Consider the following 21,437-nt stretch of genomic DNA (forward strand, 5'->3'; position numbering starts at 1 on the left):
TGAGCTTTCGATGATGCGGAAGCGGATTTCCGGGAGTTTTCTCCCCAACAAGACGCTCCTCCCGCAGAAGAGCTGTTTTGACAGAGACGCGATACAGACAGGCCGTGGCTGAAAACCGTCACTAGAGCTACTATATATAGAACGTTTGGATGGGACAGATGAAGATCGAACGCCGTTTCACGAAAGAGAATCAGTCGGCCTATGCGGACATCGCGTTCCGGACTGCGACCAGCGAGATCAAGAATCCCGATGGATCCATCGTATTCCGCCTCGAAAACATCAATGTGCCCGCGCAGTTCAGCCAGGTTGCCGCTGACATTCTCGCGCAGAAATATTTTCGCAAAGCTGGCGTTCCCGCACAGCTGAAGAAGGTCGAGGAAAACGACGTTCCTTCGTGGCTGTGGCGCTCTGTTGCCGATGAGGAAGCACTCGCCAAGCTGCCGGAAAGCGAGCGCTATGGCTCCGAAATGGATGCCTGCCAGGTTTTTGACCGTCTTGCCGGCACCTGGACCTACTGGGGCTGGAAGGGTGGCTATTTCGCGTCCGAGGAAGATGCCCTCGCCTTCCGCGACGAGCTTGCATACATGCTCGCAACGCAGCGCGTGGCTCCGAACAGCCCGCAATGGTTCAACACCGGCTTGCATTGGGCCTATGGCATCGACGGTCCCGGCCAGGGCCATTTCTATGTTGACTGGCAAACCGGCAAGCTGACCAAGTCCAAGTCGGCCTACGAACATCCGCAGCCGCATGCCTGCTTCATCCAGTCCGTTGGCGACGACCTCGTCAATGAAGGCGGCATCATGGATCTGTGGGTCCGCGAGGCACGCCTCTTCAAATACGGCTCTGGCACCGGTTCCAACTTCTCTTATCTGCGCGGCGAAGGTGAAAAGCTTTCCGGCGGTGGCAAGTCCTCCGGTCTGATGAGCTTCCTCAAGATTGGCGACCGCGCTGCGGGCGCAATCAAGTCGGGCGGCACGACCCGCCGCGCCGCCAAGATGGTGGTGGTCGACATCGATCACCCGGATATCGAGGAATATATCGACTGGAAGGTCAAGGAAGAGCAGAAGGTTGCTTCGCTCGTCACCGGCTCCAAGATCGTCAAGCAGCATCTGACCGCCATCATGAAGGCTTGCGTCAACTGCGAAGCCGACAATGATGATTGCTTCGACCCGGCGAAAAACCCTGCCCTGAAGCGCGAAATCAAGGCTGCGAAGAAGAACCAGGTTCCGGAGAACTACGTCAAGCGCGTGATCCAGTTCGCGCGTCAGGGCTATACCGATATTCAGTTCAAGACCTATGACACGGACTGGGATTCGGAAGCCTATCTCACCGTTTCTGGCCAGAACTCCAACAATTCCGTCTCGCTGAAGGACGAATTCCTGCGCGCTGTCGAAAACGACGGCGACTGGAACCTGACGGCTCGTCGCGACGGTCGCGTCATGAAGACGCTGAAGGCGCGCGATCTTTGGGAAAAGATCGGTTACGCCGCCTGGGCGTCCGCTGATCCGGGCCTGCATTACAACACGACCATGAACGACTGGCACACCTGCCCGACGGCTGGTCCGATCCGTGCTTCCAATCCGTGCTCGGAATATATGTTCCTTGACGACACGGCCTGCAATCTGGCGTCGATCAACCTGCTCACCTATCGCAACAAGGACGGTTCGTTCAATATTGCGGCTTACGAGCACACGGCGCGCCTGTGGACCATCGTTCTCGAAATCTCGGTGATGATGGCGCAGTTCCCGTCGAAGGAAATCGCACGTCTCTCTTATGAATACCGTACGCTCGGCCTCGGCTATGCCAATATTGGCGGCCTGCTGATGACTTCCGGCATTCCTTATGACTCCGACGAAGGCCGCGCCATCTGCGGTGCGCTGACGGCGATCATGACCGGTGTGGCCTATGCCACCTCTGCTGAAATGGCGAAGGAACTCGGGACCTTCCCGAGCTATGAGCCCAATGCCGAGCACATGCTGCGCGTCATTCGCAACCACCGCCTCGCTGCCCATGGTGAGACCGAAGGTTATGAAGGCCTTGCTGTCAATCCAGTGGCGCTGATTGCCGAAGATTGCCCGGATCAGGACCTGATCACCCATGCCCGTGCGGCCTGGGACAAGGCGCTGGAACTTGGCGAAAAGCACGGCTACCGCAACGCACAGTCCACAGTCATCGCGCCGACCGGCACGATCGGCCTCGTCATGGACTGCGACACGACCGGTATCGAACCGGATTTCGCACTGGTGAAGTTCAAGAAGCTGGCCGGTGGCGGCTACTTCAAGATCATCAACCGCGCCGTGCCGGAAGCACTCCGCACGCTCGGCTACTCAGAAAGCCAGATCGCCGAAATCGAAGCCTATGCTGTCGGTCACGGCAACATCAATCAGGCGCCGGGCATCAACCCGTCTTCGCTGAAGTCCAAGGGCTTCACCGATGAGAAGATCGAAGCCCTGAATGCCGCTCTCAAGAGCGCATTCGACATCAAGTTCGCTTTCAACAAGTGGACGCTGGGCGAAGACTTCTGCAAGGACGTACTGAAGCTCACCGATGAACAGCTCAGCGATTTCTCGTTCGAGATGCTCCCGGCGCTGGGCTTCGCCAAGAAGGACATCGAAGCTGCCAACATCCATGTTTGCGGCGCGATGACCCTCGAAGGTGCTCCTTTCCTCAAGGAAGAGCATTACGCTGTATTCGATTGCGCAAATCCGTGCGGCAAGATCGGCAAGCGTTATCTGTCGGTCGATAGCCACATTCGCATGATGGCCGCCGCGCAGCCGTTCATATCGGGCGCGATCTCCAAGACGATCAACATGCCGAACGACGCAACCGTCGAGGACTGCAAGAACGCCTACATGCTGTCCTGGAAGCTGGCACTCAAGGCCAACGCGCTTTATCGCGACGGCTCCAAGCTTTCGCAACCCCTCAACGCCGCCCTCATCTCGGATGATGAGGACGAAGACGATGCAGTCGAGGCACTGATCGAAGCACCGGCGGCGGCCCGTGCCGTTCAGGTGACTGAGCGAATCGTCGAGAAGGTCGTAGAAAAGATCGTGCACGAGCGCGACAAGTTGCCGAACCGTCGTCAGGGCTATACCCAGAAGGCAGTCGTCGGTGGACACAAGGTCTATCTGCGCACCGGCGAATTCGGTGACGGACGCCTTGGCGAAATCTTCATCGATATGCACAAGGAAGGCGCCGCTTTCCGTGCGATGATGAACAACTTCGCCATCGCAGTATCGCTCGGCTTGCAGTACGGCGTGCCGCTCGAAGAATATGTGGAAGCCTTCACTTTCACGAAATTCGAACCGGCTGGCATGGTCATCGGTAACGATGCCATTAAAACCGCAACCTCTATCATCGACTATGTGTTCCGCGAACTGGCCGTGTCCTATCTCGGTCGCAATGACCTCGCTCACGTCGATACAAGCGATTTTGGCAATACGGCGCTCGGCAAGGGCATCAAGGAAGGCAAGACCAATCTGGTCTCGACCGGCTGGACGCGCGGTTACAAGCCTACGCTGGTGACGAACTCAGGTAACGAAGCCAAGGGATCGACAAGCTCTGCCCCGCAAGCTTCCAACGTCACAACCTTGAAGTCGACCACTCCGACAGGCAATCGCCCGGCAACGATCGGTCTGGTGACGGACGGTGCCACAGCCTTCAAGCGCGAGTTCGAGGAACAGGCTGCACCGGCGCAACAGCAGGAAAGCGCCTCGGCAACTGAACTTTTCTCCGACAAGGCTGCTGCCGACGCTGCCTCTGCCCGTGCGGAAAGTGCAAATGCTGCCAAGAAGCTGGAAGCTGACCGCCGCATCAAGTCGATGATGCAAGGCTATACCGGCGATAGCTGCACCGAGTGCCAGAACTTCACCATGGTCCGCAACGGCACCTGCCTGAAGTGCGACACCTGCGGTGCAACGAGCGGCTGCAGCTGAGTTTAGCTCACAGAATACAAAAATAGAAAGGCCCGCATCGTGCGGGCCTTTCTCATTTTCAATGTTATTATTATAAAGAAAATAGACACCTGACAGTCATCAAGGGTAAAAATCGACAGTCGACCGATATGCCAGTTTCGCCCGCCAGAAGCTTTTTTCGTATGGTATTGAAATATCCATATGACCGCCTTAATTCCTGGTAGAACGCAATGCAGGCATCGCAGCATAGCCGCTAAGTTTCATCAGGTTAGTCTCAGGAAAGTCTATTGTCGGAATTTTTTATTGCTCATCCTTGGGCGGAAACGCTTAGCGCGCTCGGGGGATTATTTCTTTCAGCTTTCATTGCAAACTTTCTGATCAAGGCGATCTTGCTCAAACTGCTTGATCGTATTGTCCAGAAAACGTCGTTCGGGCAGGACGAAGAGCTCAAGAAACACAGCGTCATCAGTCGCCTGGCCAACATCGTTCCGGCCTTGATTATTTCGTCCGGAATCATGGCGGTGCCGGGGCTTCCCGAGGGCGTTATCACCGTCATCCGAAATGTGGCTATCGCCTTTATCATTCTGACGCTGGCTCTGGCGGTCAACGCAGTGTTCGGGCTTGTCGACACACTCTATCACCGCCGTCCAGAGGCGAGATTCCGCCCCATGAAGGGCTATATTCAGGTCGCCAAGCTGGCGGTCTATATCATCGCGACGGTTCTCATCATCGCGACACTGCTGGACAAGTCGCCGGTTATCCTTCTTTCGGGTGTCGGCGCCATGGCCGCCGTGCTTATCCTGGTCTTTCAGGATACATTGCTTTCACTGGTCGCCAGTATGCAGATCGCCTCTTCCAACATGGTCCGTGTCGGCGACTGGATCGAAATGAAGAACCTCGACGCCAATGGCGATGTCACGGAAATCGCGCTCTATACTGTGAAGGTCCAGAACTTCGACAAGACGATCACCACCATTCCGATCCGCAAACTCATCACCGAGCCGATGAAGAACTATCGCGGCATGCAGGAATCCGGCGGGCGTCGCATCAAGCGTGCGCTTTATATCGATCAGAACACTATTCGCTTTCTATCGGATGAGGAGCGAGCCAGACTTGGTACAGTTGACTGGCTGGCCGATTATCTGCCGAAAAAGGCAAAAGAAATCGCCGAATGGAACCAGAAGCTTGGCGACCGCGCCAATAATCCGGTCAACAGGCGTCAGTTCACCAATATCGGCACATTTCGCGCCTATGTGGACAATTATCTGCGCAATCATCCCGGCGTACACAAAGGCATGACTTTGCTGGTACGCCAGATGGACCCTACGCCCGAAGGCCTGCCGCTCGAAATCTACTGCTTCACGAACACGACCGTCTGGGCGTCGTTCGAACAAATCCAGTCAGATATTTTCGATCATCTTTATGCGGTTCTGCCGGAATTCGGCCTCAGCGCCTTCCAGAATCCGAGCGGCAATGATTTTCGCAAGCTGACGATCAGTGCACCTGTCGGACAGCCTCAATAATTTTGGCATTCAGGTGCTGAACATTATAGCGCACGCGTGACGGTGTCAGACCAAGACGAACTACGGCAAGATGCATCGATGGAACGATCATCACGCTTTGCCCGTCATGCCCTGACATCCAGAAAGCATCTTCGGGAATGCCGTCCTCACCTGCCTTCACACCGCTAATCTGCAGCCAGACCTGAGCGGAACCATAGCGCCCATCGGACTCTGACCTGGGCGTGCGCATAAATGAAATATAGTCTGCAGGCAGAACCGGCTTTCCATATAGATTTCCGCCATCAGCAAGAAACGCGCCCAGCCGCGCCCAGTCACGGGCCGTTGCGTACATATAGGAAGAACCGGCAAAGACGCCTGATGCATCCGTTTCCAGAATGGTACTGCTCATGCCAAGCGGACCGAAAAGTGCCAGCCGTGGATAGGCCAGAGCCTCCTCGCGACTATTGAAACTGTCCATGAACAACTCTGACAGAATATTGGCCGTTCCACTGGAATAATTGAATTTCGTCCCAGGCGCGGCCTCCAGTGGCAAAGACGCAGCAAAACCGGCCATGTCAGGCTCCAGATACAACATGCGCGTGACATCGGTGACGGTGCCGTAATCTTCATCGAAGCGCAGGCCGCTATTCATCGCCATCAGGTTTGCGAGAGAAATCTTCGCCCGTTCATCACTTTTCCATTCCGGCAAAAGCGCGGCGCTTTCCAAGCTCATGCGCCCTTCGGCAATCCGCATGCCAATCAATGTCGCAATGACGGACTTGGTCATGGACCAACCCAATAAAGGCATATCAGCATTAAAGCCCGGACCGTAATTCTCGGCGATCAGCCTGCCATTACGGATAACCGCAATCGCGCGCATACCCGGACCAGCAAGAGCCTGATCCTCAATCACAGCCTGCACCGCTGGATCCGCCTCAATCCGGATCGGCTCTGCCGGTACCTGCGGGCCTGTTGGAATTTCTACGCGCAAATCGTCTTTCTGGATATTCGCGCATCCAAGTGCAGGGCGATAGGTTGCGGTACTTGGTGCGAAAAACCCAAAAATACGCACCGTCACGCTGCTGTTATTCTTGTCAAGAGAAGCATTCAGAAATCGCAGAAGCGGGTTTCCCGGTGCTTGAACATCGTCTGCAAGAACGGCATCAGCATCCCGGCCTGCAATGAAAACATTCGAGCAGATGATCTTGGCGGCATAGCCGGTTCCCACACGCAAAAGTTCAGGTGGTCGAACCGTCAGCCAGAGAATTGCTCCAAGCACAATGGCAAGCAGAAGACCGCCGACGAACTTCACAATACGCTTCATACTGCCCCTCGCAAATAATCATATGTCAGATCATATCAAGCCGAGATGGCTTGCCAACTCCCGCGCGGCGGCACCGCCTGCCCTGTTTGCACCGATGGTCGAGGCAGACGGGCCATAACCAACAAGATGGATGCGAGGATCAATGGCAACCTGTGTCGCCAAACGACCGGTCATGAGGATGCCACCTTCCGCATTGCGTAATTGCAACGGGGCAAGATGGTCAAGCGAGCTACGAAATCCCGTGCACCACAAAATAACATCGAAGGATTGTTCGGTTCCATCGCCCCATCGAACACCTGTTTCCATGATCTCGCTGAACATTGGCAACCTGTTGAGCACACCCCTAGCTCGAGCAGCTTCGATTGCCGGTGTCAATGGCAAACCTGTCACTGAAACCACCGATCCCGGTGGCAAACCTCGGCGTACACGTTCTTCCACCAAAGCCACGGCAGCACGGCCAAGCTCCGGTGTAAACGGGCCTTCCCGGAAAGCAGGCTCTTTCCGCGTGACCCATACAGTTTCTGTCACGCGCGATATCTCGTCCAAAAGTTGCACAGCCGAGATGCCCGAACCAACAACCAGAACACGTTTACCCTTGAAGGCATCCGCTGTTTGGTAATCACGTGTGTGAAGCTGCTGGCCTTTGAACAGCTCTGCACCGGGATAAGGCGGAATATAGGGCGTTTCCCACGTACCCGTTGCGTTGATGATCCCGCGTGCCGAATAGTTGCCACGATCAGTCTCCACGCGAATCCGTTCTCCGCGGTCACAAACCACTTTGACCATGACGGGGCGGTGCACCGGCAGATTGAACTTTTCTTCATATGCACGGTAATATTGCGGGACGGCAACCGATGCGCGTACTTCGCCATTGGTCGTTTCGACAATGTCCTCGAACTTCATGCCGGGGAGATCATGAATGGCGTTCGCGGTTCTGAGCGTCAGCGAAGGCCAGCGGAATTGCCAAGCTCCGCCCGGTCCTGCAGCCTTATCGAGAACCACGAATTGCCGCTCTCCTGCAAGCCCAAGCTTATTCAGATGATAGGCCGACGAGAGCCCCGCCTGACCAGCCCCGATGACCACAATGTCGACCTTGCGGGCGACTTTTACATGGCCATTATCGGCTGGCTGCTGATCGACGGACTGTGTATCTGACATAATGCCTTACGAGCTTCCCAAAAGTGACCTGTGTCCGTAGATAGGGATCGGACGACAACGCCGAAAGCCCCGCCTATCCTGCCGTCGCAGCGCTGCGCAGTCTTTTATTGCGCCCCTCCCAAATACTCACAACCAGCATGATAACCGTCGTCAATATGCCCATTTCCAACAGATCGGCCACATAGCCGACCGGGATCGCGATCAGCAGGGCCAGGACGCCAAAAATGTGCGACATGGGAATGACACCATAGACGACCTTCTTGTAGATCGCGCTACCGATCAGGTAGATCGCTGGTCCCGCTACCAGAATAAGAACATAGGCTGTTTTCAACGGGTCGTGCGGATGCTCCATCACCAGATCGTTTCCGACTGCAGTTGCGATAATACCCGCAACCAGAATGGCATGGACATAGTGAAAGTATGCGCCAATCCGCCCGGAATCGGTGGAATGGGTGATTGTTTCTGTTGCGTCCTTGCTGGAAGTGCCAAAATACAGCCACCACATGGCAAGCGTGCCGACAAAGGTTGCAAGCAGGGCCGACATGAGAGGCATATTCCATTCTTCAGCACTGGAAAGGGACGCACCAGTAGCCAGCAACGTTTCGCCGAGCGCCACGATCACGAACAACTGGCATCGTTCTGCAAGATGCCCCCCCTCTATGGTCCAGTCGCTGGTATGGGAACGTCCCAGGCCCGGTAGCGCAAAGCCCAGCATCGGCGATAAATATTCGCAAAGTACGGCAATCAGCCACAAGGCCATACGAGCCTCATGCTCGACGAAACAACCGGCTATCCAGAAGACAGCGGAAATCACAAACCATCCGAGCATTCGCCGGTAATTGGCGGCAAGCGGATGGCTCTGCCCCAAGACAAACACGATATAGGCAGTCCGACCGGCCTGCATTGCCACATAAGCCAGCGCGAATATCCAGCTTTTGTCTGCGAAAGCGCCGGGGATGGAGGAGGCCATAATCAAACCGAGCAGCATCACGCAGAACAAAAGGCTGCGTATCTGCGGCGTCTCCGGGTTGAACCAGTTTGTTACCCAGCAGGTATATTGCCAGCCGAGCCACACTGCGAACCAGAGGATCAGCGTTTCGACAACGCCGGTCAGCGTCAGATTGTGCAGAAGCTCATGGCTCAATTGCGTAACTGCGAAAACATACACCAGATCGAAGAACAGTTCCTCGAAGGTAACCCGGGCATGATGCCCGTCTCGTTGTCTCAAAAGCGGATGTTCAGCGACAGCAGAAGCTGTATTCATGCGAATGTACCTTCCCCTCAGACGGCAAGCATTCAATGCCACTGCCTAATAGCTTAGCCCGCAGTCGATCAGCCGTATATCCGAATGTGCTGATTTCCACTTAAAGAAGGCAGCGTCAGCTTATTTCTCGCGGAGCGTGTTACCTGCCTTGAGCCGTGTATCGATACCATCCGCTGCCGCAAGGCCCATAGCGAAACAGGCGGTCAGGAGATAACCGCCGGTCGGAGCCTCCCAGTCAATCATCTCTCCTGCAACGAAAATGCCAGGCAGCTTTGGCAACATGTAGTTCTTGTCGATTTCGTGCCAGCGAATACCGCCTGCTGACGAAATCACTTCATCCAACGGGCGTGGGCGGAGTAGCGGAATGGAAAGAGCCTTGATCGTGGCGGCCAGTGCTTCCGGATTTCTGTCGCGGGTGAACTCAGTCACAAGAGCTGCCTTCACGCCGGTCAGACCTGCTGCCTTGCGCAGAAGGTTACCGAAGCTCAGCTTTGCATCTTGCCGGGAAATGTCAGCCACCAGCCGCTCAAGAGTTCGTCCCGGAACAAGATCAAGTGTCAGAAACGCCTTTCCGTTCTCCTGCAAGCTGTCGCGCAGAGCTGCGGAATGGGCATAAACAAGACTACCCTCCACCCCGCCGCGCGTAATGACAAACTCGCCCTGTGTCGTGCCTGCACTGGACGTCGCGGTGACCGACTTCACCGGTTCACCGGCAAAGCGTTCGGCAAAGAAATCACTCCAGGCAACATCAAAACCGCAATTTGCAGGTTGAAACGGCGCTATATCGATTAATTTGCGTCGAAACTCATCAATCCAGAGGCCATTGGAACCGAGTTTTGGCCAGCTTCCGCCACCAAAAGCAAAGAGCACAGCGTCACATGTAATCGTCTGAATACCATCCGGGTTCTCGATACGGAGACCATTGCCCTCGAAGCCAAGCCAGCGATGTCGAGTGAGAATGCGAACACCCTGATCTTCCAGACGTTTTCCCCACGCCCGCAAAAGCGGCGACGCCTTCATCGCCTTGGGAAAAACACGGCCGGATGAACCTATAAAAGTCTCCGCACCAAGTTCATCCGCCCATATGCGTAATTCGGTCGAACCAAAAGCGGTCAACGCTGGTAATATACGGTCGCGGCTTGAGCCGAACCGCTTCGCAAAAGCTGCAAATTCTTCCGAATGCGTAATATTCAGGCCAGACTTGCCAGCGAGCAGAAACTTGCGACCAACCGTGGGCATCTGTTCGTAAACCGTCACGCGATAGCCTTGCGCGGACAATCTTTCGGCGGCCATCAGACCAGATGGCCCGCCTCCAAGAATGGCGATATTGCCTTCAGGCATCACGGTGTCAGCCTCGCCGAAGTATTAATCCTGCTTCTCCAGCATTTCCTTAACAGTTGTCGCCAACTGTTTGAGTGAGAAAGGCTTTGGTAGGAATCCGAACTTGGCATCGGCTGGAAGATTACGTGCAAATGCATCCTCCGCATAACCCGATACGAAAATGAACTTGATATCAGGATAAGTCTTGCGCAGTTCGCGCAGCAGCGTCGGACCATCCATTTCAGGCATGACCACATCCGATACGACGATATCCACCTCACCGCCAAGTTCGGCCATGACCTCAAGCGCTTCGACACCGGACGCTGCTTCGTGAACGGTATATCCACGCGACTGAAGTGCACGCACGCCGCCCATACGGACCGCATCCTCATCTTCCACCAGAAGCACTGTCGCCGAACCGGAAAGGTCGGTCGCTTTCTCGACCTTCTTTTCCTTCACAACGACTGGCGCATCGTCGGCGCGTTTTTCCTCGATAAGACGCGGCAGGAAGATCTTGAACGTCGTGCCTTTTCCAACTTCGGAATCACAGTAGATGAAGCCACCGGTCTGCTTGATGATGCCATAGACCATCGACAGACCGAGCCCGGTGCCCTTACCCACTTCCTTCGTCGTAAAGAACGGCTCGAAAATCTTTTCAAGCACGTCCGCAGGAATACCCGTTCCGGTATCTTCCACTTCGAAGACCACATAATCTGCTTCCGGCAGATCACGATAATGAAGCTTTGCAGCTTCCTGCGTCGACACGTTACGCGTACGCAACGTGATTGCACCGCCTTCCGGCATAGCGTCGCGTGCATTCACCGCCAGATTGACAGCAACTTGTTCAAACTGCCCGAGGTCGGCCTTGACCGGCCAGAGATCGCGTCCATGATCGATCTTCAGCTCGATATCCTTGCCGACAAGACGTGCCAGCAACATGCGCAGGTCTGCAAGTACATCGGTCAGATCGAGCACTTCAGGGCGAAGTGTCTGACGACGCGAGAATGCCAGAAGCTGGCGCACCAGCGAGGCCGCGCGATTGGCATTCTGCTTTATGTTCATGATGTCCGGGAAGGACGGATCGGATGCGCGATGGTTCGTCAACAGCAAATCCGACGACATGATGATCGCCGTCAGAACGTTGTTGAAGTCATGCGCAATGCCGCCAGCGAGCTGGCCGACGGCCTGCATCTTCTGGCTCTGCGCCATCTGGTTTTCGAGAGCTTTCTGCTCGGTCGTCTCGACAGCCGAGATAATCGCCGCTTCTTCGGCGCGCTCGCCACCCAGATCGGTTACAGGGCTCATGTAAAAGCGGATATGCCGCTCTTCATTACCCGGCAAAACCGTATCGACAGGCGAAATGCTCGCCTGCCCGGCGAAGGCGGCTGCAAGTGCCCTGTTGAAGGTCTCGCGGTCGCGCTCGTGCACAACGATTTCAAGCTTTGCATTGCCATCAATCGCATCACGATCGACAACCGGAGCGAAAATATCGAGGAAGCGCGCGTTGGTGCGCAATATATGTCCGGCGGCATCAACCGCAGCGATGGCCATCGGAGCCGAGTTGAAGAAGCGCGTGAAGCGTACTTCGGCGGAGCGCAGCGCCATTGATGAGTCTTCACCCTCCGCACGATCCAGAACGATGGTACGGCTCGTACCGCGTGTTCCATCACGCGCGGCCTGAACGCGGTGATAGAAGCGAACAGCGAGGCTCTGTCCGTTCCGCTTGATAAGGTCAAGATCGATAACTGTGTTACGGCTCGTGCCCGGCTCGGCTTTCACCGCCTTGATGAGTGCCATCCCGCTGCCTGCCACGATATCGTTGAGTGTCAACGATCCCGGCGTGAACTGGGTCAGATCGACGCCAAGCCATTCCGCAAGCGTCGCATTGAGATAGATGATCCGACCCGAAGGATCAGCGGAAAAGAAGCCCGCTGGTGCATGGTCAAGGTGATTGATGGCTTCCTGCAGTTCCTGAAAGAAACGCTCCTGCTCCGCACGCTCGTCGGAAATATCCGCGATCTGCCAGGCAACGAGCGGGCTTTTGAATTCCTGCCCCGCCTCGATAGGACGTGCCTTGATGCGATACCAGACTGGAGCCAGCGAACCATGAGCTTCACGAGAAAGACCGCCGGAAAGCCGCACTTCCTCTTGTGCCGACAGACCATCGCGAACGGCATTCGTCAGGCGGTAAACGGCATCTGATGCCGCTGGTTCAGCCGTCAGCACATTATCAAGTGAGCGAACGCCTTCGGCACTAGCAACTCCGGTCATGGCAGCATAAGCCTGATTGGCATAAACAATCTGGCCACGAGCATCGGAAATAACCGTTCCTTCAGGCTGCGAATCCATGAACGAATGAGCAAGGTCCTGCTCACCGTTCTTCTGGCTGAACTGAATGAGGCCGGTTGCAGCGCCGAAAAGATAGAAGACGCCTACCATCGAAAGAATGCCCATGAGGACAAGGGCAAATCCGTCTCCCAACTGGTCGCGAAACACAAAATAGGCGATTGCGGCGACAGTCAGCAAAATGCCGACGATCAACAGGCGAAGGGCACCGCTGCGATTGCGCTTGGGCATTACGAGCGGTTTCGGGTAAGCGTTGTCCGTCTGTCGCGACATCAAGCCTGCTGCCCTTTCATGTTGCGTGGCTGGGCACCAACGGGCATCAGCGTGCTCCGGGTGCCTTGTGTTTTTTCGATCAGCCAAGACGTCATTTCAATCATCCGCATATCCGATTTTCTCGAATGCACTTTTCTGCGCAGTTCAGCTATCGCGTGGGAACGCGCAGCCAATATGTCAGGGTATATCCGATTCGCAGAATGCGTTAATCGGCGAGCAGTACAAGCATTGCTGCACTGAAACGGTGCAAATCGGACTTTTTTGCACCGTTTTGCCTGGGGATCATATATTTCTCGCATTTCCAAGAAACATTCCCAAGGCTTAGAAATTCAACTACTGTACCAATCATGTGATGATGCGGAGTGTCAGGGGAAGCGCAGCCTCCATTCGTCGCAGGTTTTTCGTTTATTGTATAAGAGGGTATCCGCATGAAGGAATGGCTCAGCGGCATCGTTGGAGAGAGTGCGGCTAATATTGTTGGCTTCATCCTAATATTTGCGATCATTCTTGGCGGAATTTTCGTTGTTCTCAGCATCATTCGCCGTTTCAGCGGCGGTACTTTCGTCTCTAACGGGCGTACGCGGCAACCGCGCCTTTCGGTGATGGATGCTGCAGCAGTCGATAGCCGACGCAAGCTGGTCCTTATTCGCCGTGACGATGTGGAACATCTGCTGCTCATCGGTGGGCCGACCGACGTTGTGGTGGAACAGAATATCGTGATGGAATCGCGTGCCCATGCACGTGTGCAGGCTTCACGCATAGAACCTGAGCACATCGAGCGCTTCAAACAGCACGAAGCAACACTGACCAATGAAAAGGCGGAGCGCCCTGCTCTTCCACTGCAAACACCGCAGGCCGAAGAGAAGGACGAAGCGATCCAGATCACGTCCGCAATTGAAACGCCGGTTTATCGCAAGCCTGAGCCAGCACGAGAAGAGCCGATCCAGCAGGCGGCTGCGCCTGTACGTGTTCCGCCACAGGCTCCAACGGCACCCATCCCACCTCGGCCGCCTGTCGAAACGAAATCCGCTCAACCACCCCAGCCACGGCCTCAACCGCGCCCGGCGCCGAATTATCCGCCGCAGCCCCGTACAGTATTGCCGCCCCGTCCCGCGCAAGCACAGCCGCAGTCAACACGTGCACATCCGGCCTATCCGTTGAGCCAGGTTTCACGGGGTGTTCTGAGTTCGACCTCCTCCGGCGCGGCGGCAGCTGCCGGTGTTGCCGCAGCATCGGTTGCTTCTGCAAATCTCGGCAGCATCGTTCCCGAGCGTGAAACAACGGTCACGGATAAATCCCCTTCGGTCGACGTGACTGTGCCCACAATCTCCTCCACTGCGGCACCTGCTTTCAGCACCCCTTCAGAACCGAAGCGCGTAGAGCCTGAAATCACGGTTGCCGAGCCTAAGCTGACAGAACCCGAGGCTACGTCTGCAGAAACGCCCAGCGATGATCTGGCTGATCTTGGGGGTGCGTTGCATGACGCGATAGTTACGGACGTTAATTCAGAGGGTGTCGCCAGCGACGACGCCAAGGAAGCGATCTCGTTTGACACGGAATTCTTCGAGAATGAGCTTCTGAGCTCGCTGGATATTTCCGCAACCGATGATAGTGTTGAAGACAAAGCCAAGGATGACATCGAGGATGAGATGGAAAAGCTCCTCGGTGAATTGACCAAGGATGAGATTCGCAGAAGCTGAACTTCCAGCCGAAATGCATCTCGATAAAAGAAAATAGGCTGCGAAAAACGCAGCCTATAAATTTTTCAAACCGTCTTGAAACTTAATCGTCGCGATAGACTTTCTCACGACGCTCGTGGCGCTCCTGCGCTTCGATGGATAGCGTAGCGATCGGACGCGCATCAAGCCGCTTCAAGCTGATAGGTTCTCCCGTTTCCTCGCAGAAGCCGTATGTTCCCTCATCAATGCGGCTCAGGGCCGCGTCGATTTTGGATATCAATTTGCGCTGCCTGTCGCGAGCACGTAGCTCAATTGCCCGATCCGTTTCGGAGGATGCCCTATCCGCCAGGTCGGGGTGGTTTGCATTTTCCTGCTGTAGCGCTTCAAGCGTTTCGCGCGCTTCCCGCAGAATATCATTCTTCCACGCGATCAGTTTCGTGCGGAAGTAAGACTTCTGCCGCTCATTCATGAACGGCTCGTCTTCAGTGGGCCTATAGTCAAGGTCAATCAATTCACTCATTCTGAATTACCCCACATCTAGGAGACGCGAGCGGTTATATAGTTCCATAGCAACAAGGACACAACATCAAACAACCGTATCCCACTACTTTTTAGTGCATCAATTTTGTATGATTTTGCATCAAAATTATGCAATCAAAAAATGTTTGTAAAAAGTTGCTCTTTAGACTTTCAGAATAACTTCAATCGATTGCCAATAAAGTGGGTATATTTTCCAGTCTCAGCCACCATCAAACTGAGTCAGTATCATCCGCCTAATAATTAGGCATATACCCCCTGCAAATAATGCTGACAGACATCAAAAAATCGGGAAAATGGGCTTATGGGCGGCTCATTTGCGCTCCGAACATGGCCGGAAATGCTCACCAAACACAGCTTGGAACGTTACAGATGAGTCGTTTGCTTCTCCTAAGACATGCCAAAGCCGCGTGGGCAAAACCCGGAATGAAGGATTTCGACCGCCCTCTCGACCTGGAAGGCAAAGCTTCGCTCGACCGGCTTGCAAGAGCAATGAAGGCTGTCGAGCTTTATCCTGATCTGGTGGTCCTTTCAGGTTCATGCAGAACGAGGGAAACTGCGTTCGGTATTGTTGAACGTCTGGAGATCAAGGTCGAAACCGTTGTCGATGACACAATCTATAGCGGCGGCGCGGCTGATTATATGCAAGCCATACGCAAATATGGCGATGTGCCGACGCTGATGCTGGTCGGACATAATCCCAGCATTGAAGATCTGGCACTCGCCTTATGTGGTGAAGGCAACAAGGATGGCCTCTTGAAGCTCCGTGCAGGTTTTCCAACTGCCGCACTGGCAAATATCACGTTTCCAGTTTCGCTAGGCGAGCTCGAGCGCGGTACCGGTTGCCTCGAGAGTTTTATGTTGCCTCAGTAGATTTTCCTTAAGTACACTGACATTCCTTGCCAAGACCGCAGACGCGACCCTATCTATACCGCTGACAGATCGATGATTTCGGCGAGGGTTAATTGGCTAAGCTGACAAGTATTGGTGACGAAGCGAAGATCGCACTGGATACACTGGCGGATCGTGCGACCGGGCTATTGTCTCCATCGTTACGGCTCGGTGTGACCGGTTTGTCGCGTGCGGGAAAGACAGTCTTCATCACAGCCCTCGTTCACAACATGTTACATGGCGGCAGGCTTCCGATGTTCGAGGCCTATAAATCTGGCCGTATTTCACGCGCGCTGCTCGAGCCTCAACCCGATGATGCCGTCCCCCGTTTTCAATATGAAGAACATCTGTCGGCATTGATCGATGAGCGTATATGGCCCGACTCCACTCGCGCTATCTCGCAATTGCGCCTGACGATCGAATATGAATCCGCTTCTGCCTGGGGACGTTGGCTGTCACCGGGCAAGCTTTCGGTCGATATTGTGGATTATCCCGGAGAATGGCTGCTGGATCTGCCTTTGCTCGGCAAATCCTATGCAGAATTCAGTGCGGATTCCTTTGCACTGGCCCATGAGCCGACACATAAGGATCTGGCTCAGGAGTGGATCGCCGAAGTTTCCCTCGTCACGCCTTCCGAAAAGGCAGACGAACTGACCGCACAGCGACTGGCAAAGAGCTTCACGGCTTATTTGCGTGCAGGCAAAGCCGATGAACGCGCTTTGTCGACCTTGCCGCCGGGACGGTTCCTGATGCCGGGCGATCTCGAAGGCTCGCCAGCGCTGACATTCGCCCCTCTCCCGGACCTGAAACCGGACGATCTGAAGGCCGGTTCTCTGGGCGCAATGATGGAACGGCGTTACGAAGCCTATAAAACCTACGTCATCAAGCCCTTCTTTCGCGAACATATTGCGCGGCTGGACCGGCAGATTGTACTCATCGATGCCATGCAGGCCATGAATGCAGGTGGCGCAGTCGTCGCCGATCTGGAACGCGCGCTTACCGACATCCTGTCCTGCTTCAGACCGGGACGCTCGAACCTGCTGACTGGCCTGATACAGCGCCGGATCGGGCGTATTCTTGTTGCCGCGACCAAAGCCGACCATCTGCACCATGAAAGTCATGACCGTCTGCAAGCCATCGTGCGGCGTCTCGTGGAGCGAGCAATAGAGCGCGCCGATTTTTCCGGCGCGGATATTGATGTTCTGGCAATGGCCGCCGTTCGCGCTACCCGTGAGGCAACTGTCACACAGGGCAAGGAAATCCTTCCCGTCATCGTCGGCACACCATTGAAGGGTGAAAAAATCGACGGTGAAGTGTTCGACGGTGAAACCGAAACAGCTATATTTCCCGGCGACTTACCGAAGAATCCCAACGCGATCTTTGAAAAGTCTTTTGCGCAGGATGATCCGGCCATCCGTTTTGTCCGTTTTCGCCCACCTCGGCTCGAACGTACCGCCGAAGGCATCACCTTGTCCCTGCCTCATATAAGGCTGGATCGTGCCCTGCAGTTTCTGATTGGGGATCGTCTCGCATGACAGAGAAGACGCCACGCAAGCCTGCTTCCTTTACGGTAAGCCAGCCCTCCGCCCGCACAGAAACAGTGGATGAAGCGCCGCGCCGTCCTCGTGCAGTGCGGGACCTCGACGCCGTTATCTCCCAACCGGATGTCTTCGCATTGAGCGAAGACGAGGCGGCAGAACTGGAAATCCTTGATCCGTCGTTTGAAGCGCCTGAACGCAAGGGCTGGTCGCTTAGCAGAATACTTTTCGGCGCACTGGGTATTCTCGTTTCATTCGCAGTCGGCATCTGGACCGAAGACCTTATCCGGGCGCTATTTTCCCGTGCAGATTGGCTTGGTTGGACCGCTTTGGGCGTCGCTATAATTGCGCTTGCAGCCTTTATCGCCATCGTCGTTCGGGAACTGATCGCGCTCCGCCGCCTCGCGTCCGTGCAGCACCTTCGCAAAGACGCCGCAGATGCAGCCGAACGCGACGATATGGCCGCAGCCAGAAAAGCAGTGGACGCGTTGCGCTCGATTGCGGCGGGCTTGCCCGAGACAGCGCGCGGGCGGCAGCTTCTGGACGGTCTGACAGACGATATTATTGACGGGCGAAATCTGATCCAGCTTGCCGAAACGGAAATCCTTCGTCCTCTCGACCGTGAAGCGCGCGCACTCATTTTGAATGCTTCAAAACGCGTTTCGATTGTCACAGCAATCAGCCCGCGCGCACTCGTCGATATCGGCTATGTCATTTTTGAATCGGCACGGCTGATCCGCAGGCTTTCTCAACTCTATGGTGGTCGTCCAGGTACACTGGGCTTTCTGAAGCTTGCCCGTCGCGTCATTGCCCATCTGGCCGTGACGGGAACGCTGGCCATGGGGGACAGCGTTATCCAACAGCTTGTCGGCCATGGTCTTGCCTCCCGGCTATCGGCCAAGCTGGGTGAAGGTGTAGTCAACGGACTCATGACGGCGCGCATCGGGATTGCTGCCATGGATGTGGTGCGTCCGTTTCCTTTCAATGCGGAAAAGCGCCCCGGAATTGGAGACTTTATCGGCGACCTTGCTAGGATGAGTGGCGAGCGAACCGATAAAAAGCATCCCGGAAAATAGCGGTTTATTTCCGAAGCATTAACCATTCGCGACGATTATGTGCAGATAGAAATCTGCGCCAGAATCGAGCGATCCGGTGTATCGGCACACTCCCCTCTGAACCCGTGCCCTTCTCCATCGATCGGCTTATGGCAATGTCGGAAAATCCGACAGTTTGCGAGGCGCGACCAGCTTTTGGTCGTGACATGCTTAAAAACAACGATTAGGAATGACGTCCGATCAAGGTCGTGAATCCGGGACAGAGCTGAATATGAAGAATTGCATCGCCGCCTGCCTGACGCTGCTGCCCGTGTCATTTTCCGCCGCGCCGGTTTTGGCCGCCGACAAGGACAAGCAGTTCTTTCAAACGATCGAAGGTCAATGGTCCGGCCCGGGCGAAATCGTTGCCGGAAAATACAAAGGCACGAAATTCGTCTGTAATCTCGCCGGATCAACGCCTGATGAAAATGTCGGTATGACGCTTGACGGCTCCTGCCGCGTCGGTGTGTTTTCGCAGCCTATGAAGGCAACAGTTACACGTGTTGGCTCGGCTTATTCCGGCAAGTTCAATGACGGCGCCGAGGGCAAAGGACTTGACGTCACGTCAGGTTCTGTCAGCGGCAACAAGGTTGTTTTCGGCCTGAACCGCAAGCAGCTCAACGGTGCCATGCTGGCCCGCGTTTCCGATCAGAACACGATGAATGTGACGGTTTCCGTTCGCGTCGACAAGGAACTGGTTCCGGTCATCGGCATGAGCCTGAAGCGTGTGGATAATCTCGCCGTCGGTAGCATCGCGAAGAACTGACAAGAATTTTATTCACGCCACCAGCCCGCATCCGTGCGGGCCTTTTCTATTCCGGCTCGTTCTATCCCGGCATTCCAGTCCGCTACCGTCTTGCCTGCAATTCTGAGAGATGACGCAATATCGTTCAAGGGCACGAGAACGAAAGCCCGCTCATGCATGCGTGGATGCGGAAGCTGGAGAGCTGTATCATTCATGGCGACAGCCTTTCCCGCATCATCCTGCATCGCCAGTAAATCGATATCGATGATACGCGGGCCCCATCGCTCAATCCTCACGCGCTTCAATGAGCGCTCCACATCGAGACAGGTCGCAATCAGCTCTAATGGCTGCAACGTGGTTTCGATTTCAGCACATGCGTTGTGAAACCACGCCTGATCTGTCTTGCCCCATGGGGGCGTGCGGTAGACAGCGGAGACCGCCACGATATTGGTGTCGCCCCTCTCGTCCAAGAAGCGTAACGCTTTACCCATAGACGCGACGGGATCATCAATATTTCCGCCAAGCCCCAGCCAGGCGCGATAATGGCTGCCTGCTTTCACTGCGGATAAACCACGGTCACTTCAACATGGTCCAGCACACCCGGAACAGGTGCATTCGGCTTACGGACCGTAATTTCTGCACGCTTTACCTGCGGAAACCGTGCGGTCAGTGCCTTGGCCACGTCAAGAGCCAGCGTTTCGATCAGATAGCGCTGGCGACCGGTGATAATGTCTTCAATGACAGCAAAGGCGATACCGTAATGCACAGTACCGTCGATATCGTCATTCTCCAGCGCATTGCCCGGATCGACATCGAGAATAGCATCGACGTAGAAACGCTGACCGAGCTTGTGCTCTTCATCGAAAACGCCGTGGTGCGCGAAAAATGCGCAATTCATCATTCGGATCGTGTACACGGCTTTACTTTCTATTTTCACTGCGTCTGAATTGCAGGATATCATCTGCAACGGCAAGTGCATCTCTATTAAAAGCGACATTGTGAACACGGAAGATGTCGGCACCTGCCAAACGCAGTGCGACAGACGTTGCCGCAGTTCCTATGTCGCGGTCGAGCGGATTGTCCCTGCCCGTCATGCCGCCGATAAAGCGTTTCCGCGACGTGCCGACGAGTAACGGGAACCCGAATTTCTGCAACTCATCTGCTCTGGCCAACAATGCAACATCCTCATCCTTATTCTTGCCGAAGCCAAAACCGGGATCGAGCACGATGCGGGATTCTTCAATGTCGGCCTTTTTCGCTGTATCCAGCGAAACATTCAGGAACGAGAACTGATCGTCGATGACATCGGCGAGAACGGGTCGATCCCTGCTGGTATGCATGATGACCAATCCTGCGCCGGTTGTTTTGGCAATATCAGCGATTTCAGGCTCTCGTTGCAGCCCCCAGACATCATTGACGATATGAGCTCCGGCTTTGACCGCAGCCTGCGCTGTTGCAGCACGGTAAGTGTCTATGGAGATGATGCAATCGTATTTCTTCACCAATGTTTCGATAACCGGAACAACGCGTTCGATTTCCGTTTCGGAATTGATCGCAGCAGCTCCGGGGCGGGTTGATTCACCGCCAACATCGATGATCGTCGCTCCATCGACGAGCATCTGACCGGCCACTTCCATGGCCTTTTCCAGCTCATTGTGGTGGCCACCGTCGGAAAAAGAGTCTGGCGTGACATTCAATATGCCCATGATCAGGGACTTTTCCCCCAGACGAAGGCTTCTTCCATGAGCAACGTGCCATTCTTTCGTCATAGCGAAATGTTCCTGTGCCATTTCCTGGGGCATTTCATTGTGGCGAGGTTGCAGCCAACCTCGCCTGAAGTCATTTTGTGAAG

Annotated in this window: 16 protein-coding genes; 7 read left to right on the top strand and 9 right to left on the bottom strand. The window is 55.1% G+C overall.

Annotated elements, in window-relative coordinates; translation table 11 throughout:
* The first annotated feature begins 158 nt into the window (after positions 1 to 158).
* On the top strand, positions 159 to 3,935 hold the full coding sequence (locus tag F9K91_RS18100) for a vitamin B12-dependent ribonucleotide reductase (RefSeq protein WP_151678370.1): 3,777 nt from the start codon (positions 159 to 161) through the stop codon (positions 3,933 to 3,935).
* 266 nt (positions 3,936 to 4,201) lie between these two features.
* Complete coding sequence (locus F9K91_RS18105) at positions 4,202 to 5,437, top strand: mechanosensitive ion channel family protein (RefSeq protein WP_061346284.1); 1,236 nt, start codon at positions 4,202 to 4,204, stop codon at positions 5,435 to 5,437.
* On the opposite strand, the gene F9K91_RS18110 is transcribed toward F9K91_RS18105, so the two are convergent.
* The 5 genes from F9K91_RS18110 to cckA all read right to left on the bottom strand — a co-directional run bounded on the left by F9K91_RS18110 (position 5,409) and on the right by cckA (position 13,101).
* Complete coding sequence (locus F9K91_RS18110) at positions 5,409 to 6,740, bottom strand: serine hydrolase domain-containing protein (RefSeq protein WP_151678371.1); 1,332 nt, start codon at positions 6,738 to 6,740, stop codon at positions 5,409 to 5,411. The two genes, F9K91_RS18105 and F9K91_RS18110, sit on opposite strands and share 29 nt — an antisense overlap.
* A 30-nt stretch (positions 6,741 to 6,770) precedes the next feature.
* Entirely contained in the window at positions 6,771 to 7,898 is a 1,128-nt protein-coding gene (locus tag F9K91_RS18115; protein WP_208852701.1) for an NAD(P)-binding domain-containing protein, read from the bottom strand.
* Between the two features lie 73 nt (positions 7,899 to 7,971).
* Positions 7,972 to 9,162 carry a low temperature requirement protein A gene (locus F9K91_RS18120; protein WP_151678372.1) on the bottom strand — a complete coding sequence of 397 codons (1,191 nt, stop codon included), beginning with the start codon at positions 9,160 to 9,162 and terminating at the stop codon, positions 7,972 to 7,974.
* 120 nt (positions 9,163 to 9,282) lie between these two features.
* Positions 9,283 to 10,503, bottom strand: a complete 1,221-nt coding sequence (locus F9K91_RS18125; RefSeq protein ID WP_151678399.1) for a TIGR03862 family flavoprotein — start codon at positions 10,501 to 10,503, stop codon at positions 9,283 to 9,285.
* A 24-nt stretch (positions 10,504 to 10,527) separates the two neighbouring features.
* Positions 10,528 to 13,101 (bottom strand): cell cycle histidine kinase CckA, encoded by a 2,574-nt coding sequence (cckA, locus tag F9K91_RS18130; protein WP_151554916.1) that lies wholly within the window; start codon positions 13,099 to 13,101, stop codon positions 10,528 to 10,530.
* Positions 13,102 to 13,529: 428 nt separating this feature from the next.
* Here cckA and F9K91_RS18135 point away from each other — a divergent pair, with 428 nt between their 5' ends.
* Positions 13,530 to 14,801 carry a flagellar biosynthetic protein FliO gene (locus F9K91_RS18135; protein ID WP_151678373.1) on the top strand — a complete coding sequence of 424 codons (1,272 nt, stop codon included), beginning with the start codon at positions 13,530 to 13,532 and terminating at the stop codon, positions 14,799 to 14,801.
* Positions 14,802 to 14,883: 82 nt separating this feature from the next.
* On the opposite strand, the gene dksA is transcribed toward F9K91_RS18135, so the two are convergent.
* The gene (gene dksA, locus F9K91_RS18140) at positions 14,884 to 15,300 is read right to left on the bottom strand and encodes an RNA polymerase-binding protein DksA (protein WP_061346278.1); all 417 of its coding nucleotides are present in this window, start codon (positions 15,298 to 15,300) and stop codon (positions 14,884 to 14,886) included.
* A 389-nt stretch (positions 15,301 to 15,689) separates the two neighbouring features.
* Between dksA and F9K91_RS18145 the strand changes: the two genes are divergently transcribed.
* The 4 genes from F9K91_RS18145 (at position 15,690) to F9K91_RS18160 (ending at position 19,606) form a co-directional block, all read left to right on the top strand.
* Entirely contained in the window at positions 15,690 to 16,190 is a 501-nt protein-coding gene (locus F9K91_RS18145; protein ID WP_151555019.1) for a SixA phosphatase family protein, read from the top strand.
* A gap of 92 nt (positions 16,191 to 16,282) precedes the next feature.
* A complete protein-coding gene (locus F9K91_RS18150; protein WP_151678374.1) occupies positions 16,283 to 17,743 on the top strand; it encodes a YcjX family GTP-binding protein in 1,461 nt (486 codons plus the stop codon).
* Positions 17,740 to 18,822, top strand: coding sequence for a YcjF family protein (locus tag F9K91_RS18155; protein WP_151678375.1), 1,083 nt, complete (start codon positions 17,740 to 17,742; stop codon positions 18,820 to 18,822). The genes F9K91_RS18150 and F9K91_RS18155 overlap by 4 nt, the downstream gene beginning before the upstream one ends.
* A 250-nt stretch (positions 18,823 to 19,072) precedes the next feature.
* Positions 19,073 to 19,606, top strand: coding sequence for a hypothetical protein (locus F9K91_RS18160; RefSeq protein WP_151555018.1), 534 nt, complete (start codon positions 19,073 to 19,075; stop codon positions 19,604 to 19,606).
* 8 nt (positions 19,607 to 19,614) lie between these two features.
* Here F9K91_RS18160 and folK read toward each other — a convergent pair whose 3' ends face one another.
* From folK to folP, 3 genes are all read right to left on the bottom strand, one after another.
* The gene (gene folK / locus F9K91_RS18165) at positions 19,615 to 20,076 is read right to left on the bottom strand and encodes a 2-amino-4-hydroxy-6-hydroxymethyldihydropteridine diphosphokinase (RefSeq protein ID WP_235913239.1); all 462 of its coding nucleotides are present in this window, start codon (positions 20,074 to 20,076) and stop codon (positions 19,615 to 19,617) included.
* 65 nt (positions 20,077 to 20,141) lie between these two features.
* Complete coding sequence (folB, locus tag F9K91_RS18170; protein WP_061346273.1) at positions 20,142 to 20,501, bottom strand: dihydroneopterin aldolase; 360 nt, start codon at positions 20,499 to 20,501, stop codon at positions 20,142 to 20,144.
* A 4-nt stretch (positions 20,502 to 20,505) separates the two neighbouring features.
* The gene (gene folP / locus F9K91_RS18175) at positions 20,506 to 21,354 is read right to left on the bottom strand and encodes a dihydropteroate synthase (protein ID WP_151678377.1); all 849 of its coding nucleotides are present in this window, start codon (positions 21,352 to 21,354) and stop codon (positions 20,506 to 20,508) included.
* Between the last annotated feature and the right edge of the window lie 83 nt (positions 21,355 to 21,437).

Origin of the sequence: Brucella tritici (genome assembly GCF_008932295.1) — a bacterium.
Classification (GTDB): domain Bacteria; phylum Pseudomonadota; class Alphaproteobacteria; order Rhizobiales; family Rhizobiaceae; genus Brucella; species Brucella tritici.